The 16,215-nt window shown below is 68.2% G+C and carries 16 protein-coding genes; 13 read left to right on the forward strand and 3 right to left on the reverse strand.

The window, feature by feature from the left end:
* Positions 1-74: 74 nt before the first annotated feature.
* Positions 75-1,085, forward strand: a complete 1,011-nt coding sequence (gene gap / locus CFB89_RS02810) for a type I glyceraldehyde-3-phosphate dehydrogenase (RefSeq protein ID WP_089466658.1) — start codon at positions 75-77, stop codon at positions 1,083-1,085.
* Between the two features lie 77 nt (positions 1,086-1,162).
* Here gap and CFB89_RS02815 read toward each other — a convergent pair whose 3' ends face one another.
* Entirely contained in the window at positions 1,163-2,053 is an 891-nt protein-coding gene (locus CFB89_RS02815; protein ID WP_089466659.1) for a LysR family transcriptional regulator, read from the reverse strand.
* A 151-nt stretch (positions 2,054-2,204) separates the two neighbouring features.
* Here CFB89_RS02815 and CFB89_RS02820 point away from each other — a divergent pair, with 151 nt between their 5' ends.
* Both CFB89_RS02820 and CFB89_RS02825 read left to right on the forward strand, forming a co-directional pair.
* Positions 2,205-2,978, forward strand: coding sequence for an SDR family NAD(P)-dependent oxidoreductase (locus CFB89_RS02820; RefSeq protein ID WP_089467885.1), 774 nt, complete (start codon positions 2,205-2,207; stop codon positions 2,976-2,978).
* Between the two features lie 13 nt (positions 2,979-2,991).
* The gene (locus CFB89_RS02825) at positions 2,992-4,050 is read left to right on the forward strand and encodes an L-idonate 5-dehydrogenase (RefSeq protein WP_089467886.1); all 1,059 of its coding nucleotides are present in this window, start codon (positions 2,992-2,994) and stop codon (positions 4,048-4,050) included.
* Positions 4,051-4,153: 103 nt separating this feature from the next.
* Here the strand turns inward: CFB89_RS02825 and CFB89_RS02830 are convergent, their stop codons facing one another.
* Positions 4,154-4,876: a FadR/GntR family transcriptional regulator gene (locus CFB89_RS02830; protein ID WP_179233367.1), complete on the reverse strand. Its 723-nt coding sequence runs from the start codon at positions 4,874-4,876 to the stop codon at positions 4,154-4,156.
* 212 nt (positions 4,877-5,088) lie between these two features.
* On the opposite strand from CFB89_RS02830, the gene CFB89_RS02835 reads away from it, so the two are divergent.
* The 3 genes from CFB89_RS02835 (at position 5,089) to CFB89_RS02845 (ending at position 8,069) form a co-directional block, all read left to right on the forward strand.
* A complete protein-coding gene (locus tag CFB89_RS02835; protein ID WP_089466661.1) occupies positions 5,089-6,408 on the forward strand; it encodes a C4-dicarboxylate transporter DctA in 1,320 nt (439 codons plus the stop codon).
* 105 nt (positions 6,409-6,513) lie between these two features.
* A complete protein-coding gene (alc, locus tag CFB89_RS02840; protein WP_089466662.1) occupies positions 6,514-7,521 on the forward strand; it encodes an allantoicase in 1,008 nt (335 codons plus the stop codon).
* 14 nt (positions 7,522-7,535) lie between these two features.
* On the forward strand, positions 7,536-8,069 hold the full coding sequence (locus CFB89_RS02845) for an ureidoglycolate lyase (RefSeq protein ID WP_089467887.1): 534 nt from the start codon (positions 7,536-7,538) through the stop codon (positions 8,067-8,069).
* A gap of 93 nt (positions 8,070-8,162) precedes the next feature.
* Here the strand turns inward: CFB89_RS02845 and fur are convergent, their stop codons facing one another.
* Positions 8,163-8,591 carry a ferric iron uptake transcriptional regulator gene (gene fur / locus CFB89_RS02850; RefSeq protein ID WP_006400349.1) on the reverse strand — a complete coding sequence of 143 codons (429 nt, stop codon included), beginning with the start codon at positions 8,589-8,591 and terminating at the stop codon, positions 8,163-8,165.
* Positions 8,592-8,732: 141 nt separating this feature from the next.
* On the opposite strand from fur, the gene CFB89_RS02855 reads away from it, so the two are divergent.
* From CFB89_RS02855 to holA, 7 genes are all read left to right on the forward strand, one after another.
* A complete protein-coding gene (locus CFB89_RS02855) occupies positions 8,733-9,530 on the forward strand; it encodes an outer membrane protein assembly factor BamE (RefSeq protein ID WP_089466663.1) in 798 nt (265 codons plus the stop codon).
* 65 nt (positions 9,531-9,595) lie between these two features.
* Entirely contained in the window at positions 9,596-10,393 is a 798-nt protein-coding gene (gene dapB / locus CFB89_RS02860) for a 4-hydroxy-tetrahydrodipicolinate reductase (RefSeq protein WP_089466664.1), read from the forward strand.
* Between the two features lie 19 nt (positions 10,394-10,412).
* Positions 10,413-11,081, forward strand: coding sequence for a MotA/TolQ/ExbB proton channel family protein (locus tag CFB89_RS02865; protein ID WP_089466665.1), 669 nt, complete (start codon positions 10,413-10,415; stop codon positions 11,079-11,081).
* Positions 11,082-11,105: 24 nt separating this feature from the next.
* The gene (locus CFB89_RS02870; RefSeq protein WP_089466666.1) at positions 11,106-11,564 is read left to right on the forward strand and encodes a biopolymer transporter ExbD; all 459 of its coding nucleotides are present in this window, start codon (positions 11,106-11,108) and stop codon (positions 11,562-11,564) included.
* A 295-nt stretch (positions 11,565-11,859) separates the two neighbouring features.
* Positions 11,860-14,454 carry a leucine--tRNA ligase gene (gene leuS, locus CFB89_RS02875; RefSeq protein ID WP_089466667.1) on the forward strand — a complete coding sequence of 865 codons (2,595 nt, stop codon included), beginning with the start codon at positions 11,860-11,862 and terminating at the stop codon, positions 14,452-14,454.
* Positions 14,455-14,492: 38 nt separating this feature from the next.
* Complete coding sequence (gene lptE, locus CFB89_RS02880) at positions 14,493-15,044, forward strand: LPS assembly lipoprotein LptE (protein WP_089466668.1); 552 nt, start codon at positions 14,493-14,495, stop codon at positions 15,042-15,044.
* Positions 15,045-15,062: 18 nt separating this feature from the next.
* Entirely contained in the window at positions 15,063-16,157 is a 1,095-nt protein-coding gene (gene holA, locus CFB89_RS02885) for a DNA polymerase III subunit delta (protein ID WP_089466669.1), read from the forward strand.
* The last annotated feature ends 58 nt before the right edge of the window (positions 16,158-16,215 follow it).

A 16,215-nucleotide genomic window follows, 5' to 3' on the forward strand; every position in this document is an offset into this window, starting at 1 on the left:
CGCGCGCCGCCCGTTGCGTGCGTCGCACCGTGAAGCTGCACGAAACGAATTTTTTCAGCCATCAGGAGATAACCATGACGATTCGCGTCGCAATCAACGGCTACGGCCGTATCGGCCGCAACACGCTGCGCGCGTTCTATGAAAACGGCAAGAAGCACGATCTCGAGATCGTCGCGATCAACGACCTGGGCGATGCGAAGACCAACGCGCACCTGACCCAGTACGACACCGCGCACGGCAAGTTCCCGGGCGAAGTGTCGGTCGACGGCGACTACCTCGTCGTGAACGGCGACAAGATCCGCGTGCTGGCGAACCGCAACCCGGCCGAACTGCCGTGGGGCGAGCTGGGCGTCGACGTCGTGATGGAATGCACGGGCTTCTTCACGACGAAGGAAAAGGCGAGCGCGCACCTGAAGGGCGGCGCGAAGAAGGTGATCATCTCGGCGCCGGGCGGCAAGGACGTCGACGCGACGATCGTCTACGGCGTGAACCACGACGTGCTGAAGGCCGAGCACACGGTCATCTCGAACGCATCGTGCACGACGAACTGCCTCGCGCCGCTCGTCAAGCCGCTGAACGACAAGATCGGCCTCGAAACCGGCCTGATGACGACGATCCACGCGTACACGAACGACCAGGTGCTGACGGACGTCTATCACGAAGACCTGCGCCGCGCGCGCTCGGCCACGCACAGCCAGATCCCGACGAAGACGGGCGCTGCTTCGGCCGTCGGCCTCGTGCTGCCGGAACTGAACGGCAAGCTCGACGGCTACGCGATCCGCGTCCCGACGATCAACGTGTCGATCGTCGACCTGTCGTTCATCGCGAAGCGCGACACGACGGTCGAGGAAGTCAACGCGATCATGAAGGAAGCGTCGGAAGGCGCGCTGAATGGCATCCTCGGCTACAACGACGCACCGCTGGTGTCGATCGACTTCAACCACAACCCGGCTTCGTCGACGTTCGACGCGACGCTGACCAAGGTGTCGGGCCGTCTCGTGAAGGTGTCGAGCTGGTATGACAACGAGTGGGGTTTCTCGAACCGCATGCTCGATACGGCGATCGCATTCGCGAACGCGAAGTAATCCTGCACGTCGCGCGGCCGTTGTAAGGCGGCCCGCGTGGCGAACGAACCCGGCCTGGAGTGTTCCGGCCGGGTTTTTTATTGCCCGGCGTTCGCCGTCACGTGCTCGATCGCTTCGATGAACGCGCGCTTGAGCGGGCTCTCGAGATCGCTCCACGCGAGGCCGATACCGCTGCGGTGACCGGCCAGGTCGAGCGGCCGCGCGAGCACGTTCGGCGGCAGCGCGCTCGCGGCCTGCGCCGGGATCAGCCCGATCCCCATTCCCGCCGCGACGAGTGCGAGCATCGTCGTGAATTCGCCGAACTCCTGCGCGATCTCGAGCGTCGTGCCCGCGCGGCTCAGCGCGAGCAGCATGTCGTCGTGAAAGCCGGGCGCGTAGCGGCGCGCGAGCACGAACGCGGGGTGGCCGCGCAACGCGGCCGGCGCGATCGCGTCGTGCGCGGCGAGCGGATGGCCGAGCGGCAGCGCGACGACGAACCCTTCCTCGAGCACCACGCGCGTGTCGATGCCCGCATACGCGGCCGGCAGCCGGATCATCCCGAAGTCGATCCGCCGGTCGCGCAGCGCGACGACCTGGTCGGGCGTCGGCATGTCCTTCAGTTCGAGCGCGATCAGCGGATAGCGCTCGCGCATCGTGCGCAGCACGGCCGGTAACAGCGCCGGCAACACCGACGACACGAACGCGACGCGTAGCGTGCCGATTTCGCCGCGGCTCGACAGCCGCGCCATCTGTTCCGCGCGCGCGGCCTGCTGCAGCGTCGCCCGCGCTTCGGGCAGGAACACGCGCCCCGTGTCGCTCAGCTCGACCTTGTGCCGGTCGCGCTCGAACAGGCGCGCGCCGAGTTCGGCCTCGAGCGCCTTGATCTGCATGCTCAGCGCCGGCTGCACGATACACAGGCGCTGCGCGGCGCGCCCGAAATGCAGTTCTTCCGCGAGCGTGACGAAGGCGCGCAATTGCTTGAGTTCCATGGGCGGCGGGCATCAGGGAGGCGGTAATCAATTTTCATGATAACGGAATCAAAAAAGACCATTGGCACGGACCCGGCCGGCGGCCGAAGATACCGTCAACGCGAGACCGGCCGCGATGGGCGGCCGGCGCGACTGGCACGAGGAGACATCCATGACTCACGCGCTTGACCGGTTCCGCCTCGACGGCCGCCGTGCGCTGATTACCGGTTCCGGCCGCGGGATCGGGCTGACGCTCGCCCGCGGGCTCGCGGAAGCGGGCGCGGCGATCGTCATCAACGATCGCAATGAAGAGAAGGCCGCGACGCTCGCGCGCCGGTTCCGCGACGAAGGCTTCGCGGCCGACCATGCGGTGTTCGACGTGGCCGAGCATGCGCAGGTGCGTGCGGCGGTCGACGATTTCGAGGCGCGCGTCGGCGCGATCGACATTCTCGTGAACAACGCGGGCATCCAGCGCCGCGCGCCGCTCGACGCATTCGAACCGGACGACTGGCACGCGCTGATGCGCGTGAACCTCGACGGCGTGTTCAACGTCGCGCAGGCCGTTGCGCGACACATGATCGCGCGCGGCCGCGGCAAGATCATCAACATCTGCTCGGTGCAGAGCGAGCTCGCGCGGCCGACGATCGCGCCGTATGCGGCGACCAAGGGCGCGGTGCGGATGCTGACCAAAGGGATGTGCGCCGACTGGGCGCGCCACGGCATCCAGGCGAACGGCCTCGCGCCCGGCTATTTCGAAACCGAGCTGAATCGCGCGCTGGTCGACGACGCGGCGTTTTCGGACTGGCTATGCAAGCGCACGCCGGCCGGCCGCTGGGGGCAGGTCGACGAGCTGTGCGGCGCGGCGATCTTCCTCGCATCGGCCGCATCCGATTTCGTGAACGGGCAGACGCTGTTCGTCGACGGCGGGCTGACGAGTGCCGTCTGACAAGGAGAATGTCGTGCGTATGCGTTGCATGTGTGTGGTGATCCACGGGCCGAACGACCTGCGGGTCGAGGAGCAGGACGCGGGCGAGATCGGCCCGGGCCAGGTGCGCGTCGACGTCGCGATGGGCGGCATCTGCGGCTCCGACCTGCATTATTTCCGGCATGGCGGCTTCGGCGCGATCCGGCTGCAGCAGCCGATGGTGCTCGGCCACGAGGTCGCCGGCACGGTCGCGGAAGTGGCGCCGGACGTGACGTCGGTGCAGGTCGGCGATCGTGTCGCGGTCAATCCGAGCCGGCCGTGCGGCGCGTGCCGCTACTGTCTCGAAGGGTTGCCGAACCAGTGTCTCGACATGCGCTTCTACGGCAGCGCGATGCGGATGCCGCACGTGCAGGGCGCGTTCCGCAACGCGCTCGTGTGCGACGCGGTGCAATGCGTGAAGGTGGCGGACCACGTGCCGCTGTCGCTCGCGGCGCTGGCCGAGCCGTTCGCGGTCGGGCTGCATGCGGTATCGCGCGCGGGCCCGCTGATCGGCAAGCGCGTGCTCGTGTCGGGTTGCGGTCCGATCGGCGTGCTGGCGGTCGCGGCCGCGCGCGTGCACGGCGCGGCGGAGATCGTCGCGACCGATGTCGTCGACGCGCCGCTGGACGTGGCGCGCGCGCTCGGCGCGGACCGCACGATCAATGCGGCGGCCGATGCCGGCTGGGTCGAGCGCTACGGCGCCGACAAGGGCACGTTCGACGTGATGATCGAGTGTTCGGGCAATGCGCGCGCGTTGCGCGACGGGCTCGACGTGATGCGGCCGCGCGGCGTCGTCGTGCAGCTCGGGCTCGGCGGCGACGTGAGCCTGCCGCAGAACGTCGTGGTCGCGAAGGAGCTGTCGATCTGCGGCTCGTTCCGCTTCCACGCGGAATTCGCGCTCGCGGTGCAGCTGATCAACGCGGGGCGCGTCGACCTGCGGCCGGCCGTCACGCGCGTGTTCCCGATGCGCGACGCGAACCTCGCGTTCGAACTGGCCGGCGATCGCCAGCGTGCGATGAAGGTGCTGATCGATTTCGCGAACGAGGCCGCGTGACGGTGCGGCGTTAGCGCGTCGCGCCGGCAGCGGCGCGCTTGGCAAAAAGGCACGCTCGCGATGCGCGGCGCGTGCCTTTTTCGTCGGGTGTCGTGCCGAAGGATTACGCGCCCGGCGTCGGGAAGAAGACGCCCGCGCGCTGCGCGGCGTTCGCGATGTGCGTTTCGATCGCGGCGCCGGCGGCGGCCGCGTCGCGCGCGATCAGCGCGTCGACGATTGCGCGGTGCTCATGCCACGTCGACAGCAGCAGCTCGCGCCGGTAGAACGGCATGCGCTGGCTTTCCTTCATGATGTCCGCGCTGCTGCGCAGGATCGACTCGATCGCCGCGTTGCCGGCCAGATGGATGATCCGCATGTGGAAGTCGAAGTCGAGCCGCGATGCCTCGTCGAGCGCGCTTTCGGTCAGCGCGACGTGCAGGTCGGCGAGGTTGTCCTCGAACCATGCGATGTCTTCGTCGCTGACGACGCGCGCGGCCATCCGCGCGGCGAAGCCTTCGAGTGCATAGCGCATCTGGTACGTATCGGGCGGCGACGACTGCTCGGCGAATCGCCACGGATGCGCGGCCGACGCCTGCGCGCTTTCGACGTACACGCCCTTGCCCGCGCGGATGCGCAGCATCCCGAGCGCCTCGAGCGTCGACAACGCCTCGCGCAGCGACGCGCGGCTGATCTCCAGCTCCTCGGAGAGCTGGCGCTGGGCCGGCAGCAGGCTGCCGACCGGATACACGCCTGCCTCGATCCGGTCGCGGATCGTCGCGATGGCGGTGTCGGTCACGGTATGCGGAACATTTTTCATGGTGTGAACGATGGCCGGTCTGACCGGCATTGTAATCCGCACGCAGGCGGTGCACGACCGCCTACGGGAAAGCCACGATCCGCCCCCTTTCCGACGCGCCGCAAGCGCGTGCGCAGGGGCGGGAAATCCCTATTTTGTCCGTCCTTGACGCCACTATATCGGCTTCCTACTATCCACCATAACATCACTGGTCTTACCAGTATGAACAGACGAAACTGCAACCGTTGGATCGGGAGAGCGCCGTGTCGAAATTCCTTAATTCGCTGTTTGGCCGGGTAGTCGTCGCATTGATACTCGGGGTCGCGCTCGGCGCGTTCTTCCCGCATTTCGCCGAGTCGCTGCGTCCGCTCGGCGACGGCTTCCTGAAGCTCATCAAGATGGTCATCGGCCCGATCGTGTTCTGCGTCGTGGTCAGCGGGATGGCCAATGCGGGCGACCTGAAGAAGGTCGGCCGGGTCGGCCTGAAGGCCGTCGTCTACTTCGAGGTGATGACGACGCTCGCGCTCGGCATCGGGCTCGTGCTCGCGTGGCTCACGCGCCCGGGCGTCGGGATGAACATCGACCTGCGCTCGCTCGACGCGGCGTCGCTGTCGACGTACGCGAAGAACGCCGAAAGCCTGAAGGACACGGCCGGCTACCTGATGAAGATCATCCCCGACACCGCGATCGACGCGTTCGCGAAGGGCGACATCCTGCAGATCCTCGTGTTCGCGGTGCTGTTCGGCTCCGCGCTGTCGCTGCTCGGCGACAAGGCGCAGCGCGTGAACAGCCTGATCGAGGAGCTGTCGCACGTGTTCTTCAAGATCATCGGCTTCATCATCAAGCTCGCGCCGCTCGGCGTGCTCGGCGCGATCGCGTTCACGACCGGCAAGTACGGCGTCGCGTCGCTCAAGCAGCTCGGCTACCTGGTCGCGGTGTTCTACCTGAGCTGCTTCGTGTTCGTCACCGTCGTGCTCGGCGTGGTGATGCGGCTCGCGGGCTTCTCGGTGTTCAAGCTGATCCGCTACCTGCGCGAGGAACTGTCGATCGTGCTCGGCACGGCGTCGTCGGACGCGGTGCTGCCGCAGGTGATGAGCAAGCTCGAATACATGGGCATCAAGGATTCGACGGTCGGCCTCGTGATTCCGACCGGCTATTCGTTCAACCTCGACGGCTTCTCGATCTACCTGACGCTCGCCGTGCTGTTCATCGCGCAGGCCACCAACACGCCGCTGTCCACGCACGACCTGATCGTCGTGCTGCTCGTGTCGCTCGTCACGTCGAAGGGCGCGCACGGCATCCCCGGCTCGGCGATCGTGATTCTCGCGGCGACGCTGTCGGCGATTCCCGCCATTCCGGTGCTCGGCCTCGTGCTGATCCTGCCGGTCGACTGGTTCGTCGGCATCGCCCGCGCGCTGACCAACCTGATCGGCAACTGCGTCGCGACGGTGGTCGTCGCGGTGTGGGAGAACGACATCGACCGTGCCCGCGCGACGCGCGTGCTGAACCGCGAGCTGCGCTACGTGGCCGATGTGCCGGGCGCCGCCGCACCGGTCGCAGGCGACCAGGCCCACGCGCTCTGAACCCGACTCCCGCGCGGCACGGCTTCCCCTGGCCGCACCGCGCAACCGGACTTCATGCGACCGGCGCGCCGACGCGTCGGCGCTTCTCGAAATAATGGAGACGACATGGCAGCCCCCATCCTCGATCCGAACGCGCCGGCTTTCACGCGGCGCTACATGAACCTCGCCGACCCGCGCCTGGGCGCGCAGGCGCTCTTCGCCAGCGACGAATTCTTCGCGCCGAAGGAGCGCATGCTCGATCCAGAGCCGGCCGTGTTCATTCCCGGCAAGTACGACGATCACGGCAAGTGGATGGACGGCTGGGAAACGCGTCGCAAGCGCACGACCGGCCACGACTTCTGCGTGGTGCGGCTCGCGCGGCCGGGCGTGATCCACGGCGTCGATCTCGATACGAGCCACTTCACCGGCAACTTTCCGCCGGCCGCGTCGATCGAGGCCTGCGCGGTGGACGGCGACACGCCGCCGGACGACGCCGAATGGCGCACGATCGTCCCCGCGACGACGCTGCAGGGCAATTCGCATCACTACGTGAGCGTCGACGATGCACGGCCGGTCACGCATCTGCGCGTGAACCTGTATCCGGACGGCGGCCTCGCGCGGCTGCGCGTGTACGGCCAGCCGCAGCGCGACTGGCGCCGCGTGCCGGCGGGCGAGCTCGTCGATCTCGCGGCGATCGAGAACGGCGGCTATCTCGTGGCCGCGAACAACCAGCACTTCGGCCCGGCGTCGCAGATGCTGATGCCGGGGCGCGGCGCGAACATGGGCGACGGCTGGGAAACGCGGCGGCGCCGCGAGCCCGGCAACGACTGGGCGATCGTCGCGCTGGCGCGGCCGGGCATCATCCGGCGCGTCGAGGTCGATACGGCGTTCTTCAAGGGCAATTTCCCCGACCGCTGCTCGCTGCAGGCCGCGCACGTGACGGGCGGCACCGACGATTCGCTCGTCACGCAGGCGATGTTCTGGGCCGAACTGCTCGGCGAGCAGAAGCTGCAGATGGATCACGTGCACACGTTCGACCAGCTCGCGGCGCTCGGCCCCATCACGCACGTGCGCTTCAACATCTTCCCGGACGGCGGCGTGTCGCGCCTGCGTCTGTGGGGCGAGCCGGCTTGAAGGAGGGCAGCGGCATGAGCGTAACCCCGATCCTGCGCGTCGAGCGCCTGACCCGCGAAGCGTTCGCGCCGTTCGGCGACGTGATCGCGCTCGAAGGCGCACGGCATTTCCCGATCAACGGCGGCACGACCGAGCGCTTTCACGATCTCGCGACGATCGACGTGTGCGCGGACGGCGGCCGGCCGCTCGTCAGCGTGTTTCGCGCGCAGCCGCGCGCGCTGCCGGTCGCGGTCACGTTGATGGAGCGTCATCCGCACGGCAGCCAGGCGTTCATCCCGCTCGCGGCGGTGTCGCGCTACGCGATCGTCGTCGCGCCGGCCGGCGAATTCCGGCCCGATGCGATGCGCGCGTTCCTGGCCGAGGGCTGGCAGGGCGTCAATTATGCGAAGGGCGTCTGGCACCATCCGCTGCTCGCGCTCGATGCGGTCAGCGATTTCGTGATCGTCGATCGCGGCGGGCCGCAGCCGAACTGCGACGAGATCCCGCTGGAACGCGCGTGGGCGCTCGATTTCGAGCCGGCCTGCGCGGGCGCCGAAGGGCTTTCGTAAGCGTGCCGGGCGCGCGGCACGCGCGCCGGAAAAGCACACGGCCCGGGCGGCGAGATGCCGGCCGGGCCGTGTCGTATGCGGGTGGGGCGCGCTTCAGTGCTTGCGGTGCGGGCAGTTCTCGGTCGTGCACGAACCGTACATCGCGAGCGAGTGCTCCTGGAGCCGGAAGCCGCGCTCCTTCGCGATCGCCTGCTGGCGGCTCTCGATCTCGGCGTCGAAGAATTCCTCGACGCGGCCGCAATCGAGGCACACGAGGTGGTCGTGGTGCGAACCTTCGTTCAGCTCGAACACCGCCTTGCCGGATTCGAAGTTGCTGCGCGACAGCAGGCCGGCCTGCTCGAATTGCGTGAGCACGCGATAGACGGTGGCAAGCCCGATGTCGAGCTGCTCGTTGAGCAGGTTGCGGTAGACGTCTTCGGCCGTCAGGTGGCGCACGGGGCTCTGCTGGAAGATTTCGAGAATCTTGAGGCGCGGTAGGGTGGCCTTTAGCCCGATATTCTTGAGATCCGTCGGATTGGTCATGGCTAGGCATCCCTAGAGTACAATGCAGGGCTTCAATGTTACCGGCTTTTCGCCGTTCCAGATATACGCGCGGCCTGCACGCGGGCCAGCACGGTGAAGGAAATGATCCCAGAATCGCTTTCGCACTTTCAGAGGAGTCGCATGCGGAGTGCCATCATCGCTGCCGCCGCCGTTGTCGCGCTGGCGGGTTGTTCGTCGTACGACAGCGTGACGCAGCGCATTGCGCAGAGCATCACGCCGTATCGGATCACCGTCGTGCAGGGCAACTTCGTGTCGCAGGAGAAAGCCGCACAGTTGCAGGTCGGCATGACGCGCGAGCAAGTCCGCGCGCTGCTCGGCACGCCGCTGCTCGCGGACATGTTCCACGCGGATCGCTGGGATTACCTCTTCTACTTCAAGCGCGGCTCGACGTCGATCGTCCAGCAGCGCGACCTCGTGGTCAACTTCTCGGGCGATCGCCTGGCGAGCTGGACCGGCGCCGACAACCTGCCGTCCGAACTCGACCTGCTCGCCGACATCGACGGTGACCGCGGCGGCAAGAAGGCGAAGGCCGCTGCCGCGGCGAAGAAGGCGTCCGAAGCCGCTGCCGCCGCGAGCGCCGCGCAGGCTGCCGCTGCGGCGAGCCCGGCCGCCGAGCCGGCGTCCGGCGCAGTGGTCGACCAGGATGCGAACGCCCAGGCGGCGCGCGCGGCGAACCGCGCGACCAACCAGGTGTCGGGGCAGGGTTCGGGTTCGCGCCGGTTCACGCCGGCCGCGCAGGCCTCGGGCGGCGCGCCGGTGCCGGGCGGCCAGCCGCCGGGCGCCGCGCCGGCGATCCAGCCGCAGTTCCAGTTCCATCGTCCGCCGCAGCCGAACGTGTCGAACGAGGCGTCGCCGCCGGTCGGCCCGCAAGGCTCGGACAACCTGCAGAACCAGCCGCTCACCGCACCGGCGCAGTAAGCGGCCGGCGTGCGGAAACGGGGCGGCATGCGCCGCCCGCCTTTAGACCTGTCGTGTAGAAAGCCATGAAGATTGCGATTGCCGGCGCATCGGGCCGAATGGGCCGGATGCTGATCGAAGCCGTTCTCAACGATGCCGACGCGCAGCTCGTCGGCGCGCTCGACCGCGCCGGTTCGCCGTTCCTCGGCCAGGACGCCGGTGCGTTCCTCGGCAAGGACACCGGCGTCAAGCTGACCGACGATCTCGACGCCGTGTTCGCGCAGGCCGACTACCTGATCGATTTCACGCGTCCGGAAGGCACGATGGCCCACATCGAGGCCGCGCTGCGCCACGACGTGAAGCTCGTGATCGGCACGACCGGCTTCAGTGCCGAGCAGAAGGCCGAATTGCAGGCCGCGGCCGGCAAGATCGGCATCGTGTTCGCGGCGAACATGAGCGTCGGCGTGAACGTCACGCTGAAGCTGCTCGAATTCGCGGCGCAGCATTTCTCGCACGGCTACGACATCGAGATCATCGAGGCGCATCACCGCCACAAGGTCGACGCGCCGTCGGGCACCGCGCTGATGATGGGCGAGGCCGTCGCCGGCGCGCTCGGCCGCTCGCTCGACGACTGCGCGGTGTACGGCCGCCATGGCGTGACCGGCGAGCGCGATCCGTCGTCGATCGGTTTTGCCGCGGTGCGCGGCGGCGATATCGTCGGCGACCACACCGTGCTGTTCGCCGGGATCGGCGAGCGCATCGAGATCACGCACAAGTCGTCGAGCCGCGTGTCGTACGCGCAGGGCGCGTTGCGTGCGGTCCGCTTCCTGTCGGCGCGTCGCGCCGGCCTGTTCGACATGCAGGACGTGCTCGGCCTGCGCTGACCTTCACGGGGAAACTCCGATGGCGATTCCCACCGGCGTTGTCCACTACCTCGAAAGCGGCGATGCGATCACGCACGCCGTCTCCTATGTGCTGCTGGCGATGTCCGTCGCCAGCTGGTGCTTCCTCTTGATGAAAGCCTGGCTGCTGGTTCGCGCGAAGCGGCAGGGGCCGCGCGCGCTCGCCGCGTTCTGGCGCGCGCCGACGCTCGACGCCGGCATCGCGGCGCTGGCCGGCGCCGATCGCGAGCGCGTGTTCGTGCCGCTCGCCGAAGCCGCGCGCGACGCGGCCGACGAGCACGATCCCGCCGCCATGGCCGCGCGCGTGGAGCGCGGCGAACGCGTGCTGCGCGCGTTGCGTCATGCGATGCTGCGCTCGCAGCGGCGCCTCGAATTCGGTCAGGTGCTGCTCGCGTCGATCGGCAGCACCGCGCCGTTCGTCGGGCTGCTCGGCACCGTGTGGGGCATCTATCACGCGCTCGGCAGCATCGCCGCGAGCGGGCAGGCGCAGATCGAGAACGTCGCGGGGCCGGTCGGCGAGGCGCTGATCATGACCGCGTTCGGGCTGGTCGTCGCGATTCCCGCGGTGCTCGCGTACAACATCCTCGGTCGGCTCGTCCGGCAGCTCACCGAGGAACTCGACGGCTTCGCGCGCGATCTGCACGTCTTCGTGTGCGCGCAGGGCGCCTGACGCGCCGGCTCCGGAGGAACGACCATGGCATTCGGCGGGCTCGAGCACCACAAGACGTCCGCGCCGATGGCGGAGATCAACATGACGCCGCTGATCGACGTGATGCTCGTATTGCTCGTCATCTTCATCATCACCGCGCCGCTGATGACGCACGCGATCCGGCTCGACCTGCCGAAGGTCGCGGCGAGCGTCGCACGCGACACGCCGCAATCCGTCACGCTGTCGATCGACGACGCGGGCAAGCTGTACTGGGACGACGCGCCCGTGGCGCTCGACGCGCTGCCCGCGCGGTTCAAGGCCGCCGCCGCGGGCGCCGCGCCGCCCGAGTTGCGGCTGCGCGCGTCGCGCGCGACGCGCTACGACGTGATCGTGCAGGTGATGGGCGCCGCGCAGGCCGCGGGCCTCACGCGGATCGGCTTCGTGACCGACGTGCCGCCGGCCGGGAGCGCCGCCGCACCGGCCGCCGCCGGCGCGAAACCCTGATACGCCGGCGAACCGCTGCGCGGCGGATCATCAGGCAAGTTCGCGTCCGTCGCGGGATCGGGCCGCGCGCCGCGAGACCGGCCGGATGGGCCGGCGCTGACGGTATAATCATCGTTTTTCCCGGCTGGCAGGTTTTTCCAGGTAACCCGGCATTTTCCAGGCAACCCGGAAAATATCCGAAACCCCGAACAGGCCCCGCAACAGCGAACCTGCAGTGCCGCCGGGCATGCACGATTTTCGATCCAATCCTGCGCGCGAGCCGTCGCGCCGCTTAAAGCCTAGCCCGAACCACACCATGCACGAGAGATACGTACCCGCCGACGTCGAAGCCGCCGCCCAGGGCGACTGGCGCGCAGCCGATGCCTACAAGACGAAGGAAGATTCGCAGAAGCCGAAGTTCTACTGCGTGTCGATGCTGCCGTACCCGTCCGGCAAGCTGCACATGGGTCACGTGCGCAACTACACGATCAACGACGTGATGTACCGCTATCTGCGGATGAACGGCTACAACACGCTGATGCCGATGGGCTGGGATGCGTTCGGGATGCCGGCCGAGAACGCCGCGATGGCGAACGGCGTGCCGCCCGCGAAGTGGACCTACGACAACATCGACTACATGAAGGGCCAGATGCAGTCGATGGGCCTCGCGATCGACTGGTCGCGCGAAATCGCGACGTGCAAACCCGACTACTACAAGTGGAACCAGTGGCTGTTCCTGAAGATGCTCGAGAAGGGCATCGCGTACAAGAAGACGGGCACCGTGAACTGGGACCCGGTCGACCAGACCGTGCTCGCGAACGAGCAGGTGATCGACGGCCGCGGCTGGCGCTCGGGCGCGCTCGTCGAGAAGCGCGAGATCCCGATGTACTACCTGCGCATCACGCAGTACGCGGACGAGCTGCTGAACGATCTCGACGGCCTCGGCTGGCCCGAGCGCGTGAAGATCATGCAGCAGAACTGGATCGGCAAGAGCTTCGGCGTGAACTTCGGCTTCCCGTACGAACTCGACGGCGAGCAGAAGCTGCTGCGCGTGTTCACGACGCGCGCCGACACGATCATGGGCGTCACGTTCTGCGCGATCGCGGCCGAGCACCCGCTCGCCACGCGCCTTGCGCAGGACAAGCCGGAACTGCTCGCGTTCATCGAGGAATGCAAGCGCGGCGGCGTGGCCGAAGCCGACGTCGCGACGATGGAGAAGAAGGGCGTCGCGACCGGCTTTTCGGTCAAGCACCCGCTGACCGGCGAGCCGGTCGAGGTGTGGATCGGCAACTACGTGCTGATGAGCTATGGCGAAGGCGCGGTGATGGGCGTGCCGGGCCACGACGAGCGCGATTTCGCGTTCGCGAAGAAATACGATCTGCCGATCAGGCAGGTGATCGCGAGCGAAGGGCAGACGTACTCGCTCGACGCATGGCAGGAGTGGTACGGCGACAAGGAAACCGCGGTCTGCGTGAACAGCGGCAAGTACGACGGCCTGCGCTACGCGGAAGCGGTCGACGCGGTCGCGGCCGATCTGAAGGCCGGCGGCTTCGGCGACAAGCAGGTCACGTGGCGTCTGCGCGATTGGGGCGTGTCGCGCCAGCGCTACTGGGGCACGCCGATCCCGATCATCCACTGCCCGTCGTGCGGCGACGTGCCGGTGCCGGAGCAGGATCTGCCCGTCGTGCTGCCGGAAGACCTCGTGCCGGACGGCTCGGGCAACCCCCTCGCGAAGTCGGAAGCGTTCCTGAACTGCACGTGCCCGACGTGCGGCGCGGCCGCGAAGCGCGAAACCGACACGATGGACACCTTCGTCGATTCGTCGTGGTACTTCTCGCGCTACACGGCGCCGGACGCGGAGACGATGGTCGACGCGCGCACCGATTACTGGATGCCGATGGATCAATACATCGGCGGCATCGAGCACGCGATCCTGCACCTGCTGTATTCGCGCTTCTGGACCAAGGTGATGCGCGACCTCGGCCTCGTGAAGTTCGGCGAGCCGGCGAAGAACCTGCTCACGCAGGGGATGGTGCTGAACGAGACGTACTACCGCGAGGACGCGGCGGGCAAGAAGACCTGGTACAACCCGCTCGACGTGACGGTCACGCACGACGACAAGGGTCGCCCGGTCGGCGCGACGCTGAATGCGGACGGTCAGCCGGTCGTGCTCGGCGGCATCGAGAAGATGTCGAAGTCGAAGAACAACGGCGTCGATCCGCAACTGCTGATCGACCAGTACGGCGCCGATACCGCGCGCCTGTTCACGATGTTCGCGGCGCCGCCCGAGCAGCAGCTCGAATGGTCGGGCGCGGGCGTCGAGGGCGCGAGCCGCTTCCTGCGCCGCGTGTGGAGCTTCGGCGCCGGCAACCGCGAAGCGCTTGCCGCGCGCGCCGGTTTCGACGCAGCGACGCTCGGCGACGCCGACAAGGCGCTGCGCCGCGAAATCTACAGCGTGCTGAAGCAGGCCGATTTCGACTACCAGCGCCTGCAGTACAACACGGTCGTGTCGGCCGCGATGAAGATGCTGAACGCGATCGACGGCGCGAAGGGCGCGACGCCCGCCGTGCTGCGCGAGACGTACGGCGTGCTGCTGCGCGTGCTGTATCCGGTCGTCCCGCACGTCACGTTCGAGCTGTGGAAGGCGCTCGGCTACGCGGACGAATTCGGCCCGCTGCTCGATGCGCCGTGGCCGAAGGTCGACGAGGCCGCGCTCGAGCAGGCCGAGATCGAACTCGTGCTGCAGGTGAACGGCAAGGTGCGCGGCGCGCTGAAGGTCGCGAAGGACGCGAGCCGCGACGCGATCGAAGCGGCGGCGGTGGCCGACGAGGCATTCGCGAAATTCAGCGACGGCAAGCCGGCGAAGAAGATCGTCGTCGTGCCGGGCCGCCTCGTGAATATCGTCGTCTGACGGCCGCCGGCCGTCGGACGTACCCAGAAGGAGCGAAGGTGATCCGCAGATCGTTTTTGATGCTCGCCGGCAGCGCGGTCATGCTGTCGGCATGCGGCTTCCAGCTGCGCGGCCAGCAGGACTACGCATTCAAGCACCTGTTCGTGGCCGGTGCGCCGGCGTCCGTCGGGGCGCGGCTCACGCGCCTCGTCGAGGCCGGCAGCGACACGAAGATCGTCAAGTCCCCGGACGACGCCGACGCCGTGCTGCGCATGTGGGAGTCGCGTGGCCAGAACACGCTGACGCTGAACAAGTACGGCTCCGCGCAGGAATACGCGCTGTTCTACACGCTGAACTACACGCTGACGAGCAAGGACGGCACCGTGCTGATCCCGCCGAGCGCGATCGCGCTGAACCGCGCGATGACGTACAGCGACCAGTACACGAACGCGAAGGCGCAGGAAGCCGACATCCTGTACGGCGACATGCAGAACGACGCGGTCGACCAGCTGATGCGGCGTCTCGCGATCGTCCACTCGCTGACGCCGGCGCCGGAGGACGTGGTGCCGGGCGTGGCGCCGCGCGCGCCGCTGCCGCCGCCGCCGCTCTGATCGCGGGCGCACGCAGCGATGCAATTGCGACTTGATGCGCTGGAGCCGCACCTCGCGAAGGGGTTGGCCGGGTTCTATACCGTCTACGGCGACGAGCCGCTGCTCGCGCAGGAAGCGTGCGACCGCATTCGTGCGGCCGCGCGCGCGGCCGGCTTCACCGAGCGTTCGGTGCACACGGTCGAGCGCGGCTTCGACTGGAGCGTGCTGCTCGGCGCGACCCAGGCGATGTCGCTGTTCGGCGAGCGCCAACTGATCGAGCTGCGCATTCCGTCGGGCAAGCCCGGCAAGGAAGGCGCCGACGCGCTGAAGACGCTCGCGGCCACGCCCAATCCCGACGCGCTGATGCTCGTCACGTTGCCGCGCCTCGACGCGGCCACGCAGAAATCCGCATGGTTTACCGCGTTGCAGAACGGCGGCGTCGCGCTGAAGATCGATCCGGTCGACCGTGCGCAACTGCCGAACTGGATCGGCCAGCGCCTGTCGATGCAGGGCCAGCGCGTCGCTTCCGGCGACGACGGGCGCCGTGCGCTGCAGTTCATCGCGGAGCGCGTCGAGGGCAATCTGCTCGCCGCGCACCAGGAAATCCAGAAGCTCGGGCTGCTGTATCCGCAGGGCGCGCTGTCGTTCGAGCAGGTGCACGACGCGGTGCTGAACGTCGCGCGCTACGACGTGTTCAAACTGAACGAAGCGATGCTCGCCGGCGACGCCGCGCGGCTCGCGCGGATGATCGACGGGCTGAAGGGCGAGGGCGAGGCGATCGTGCTCGTGATGTGGGCCGTCGTCGAGGAACTGCGCACGCTGCTGCGGATCAAGCGCGGCACGACGGCCGGCAAGCCGCTCGCGACGCTGCTGCGCGAGAACCGCGTATGGGGGCCGCGCGAGCGGCTGATCGCGCCCGCGCTGAACCGCGTGTCGGAAGCGGTGCTCGAAAAGGCGCTCGCGTTCGCCGCGAAGCTCGACCGGCAGGTCAAGGGGCTCACCGCCGTCACGCCGGGCCGCCGCACGCAGGACGAACCGCCGCCCGACCCGTGGGACGGGCTGTTCCAGCTCGCGATGACGGTCGCGGGCGCCCGCGGCGAGCGACCGCCGACCGCGGGTCGCGTGCGACGCTAAGTCCCGTTCGGGCCTTCAGCGCGCGCTGCGCAACCCGCTTACAATGCGTCGATGACCG

The sequence above is a fragment of the Burkholderia sp. AU16741 genome, assembly GCF_002223345.1.
Classification (GTDB): domain Bacteria; phylum Pseudomonadota; class Gammaproteobacteria; order Burkholderiales; family Burkholderiaceae; genus Burkholderia; species Burkholderia sola.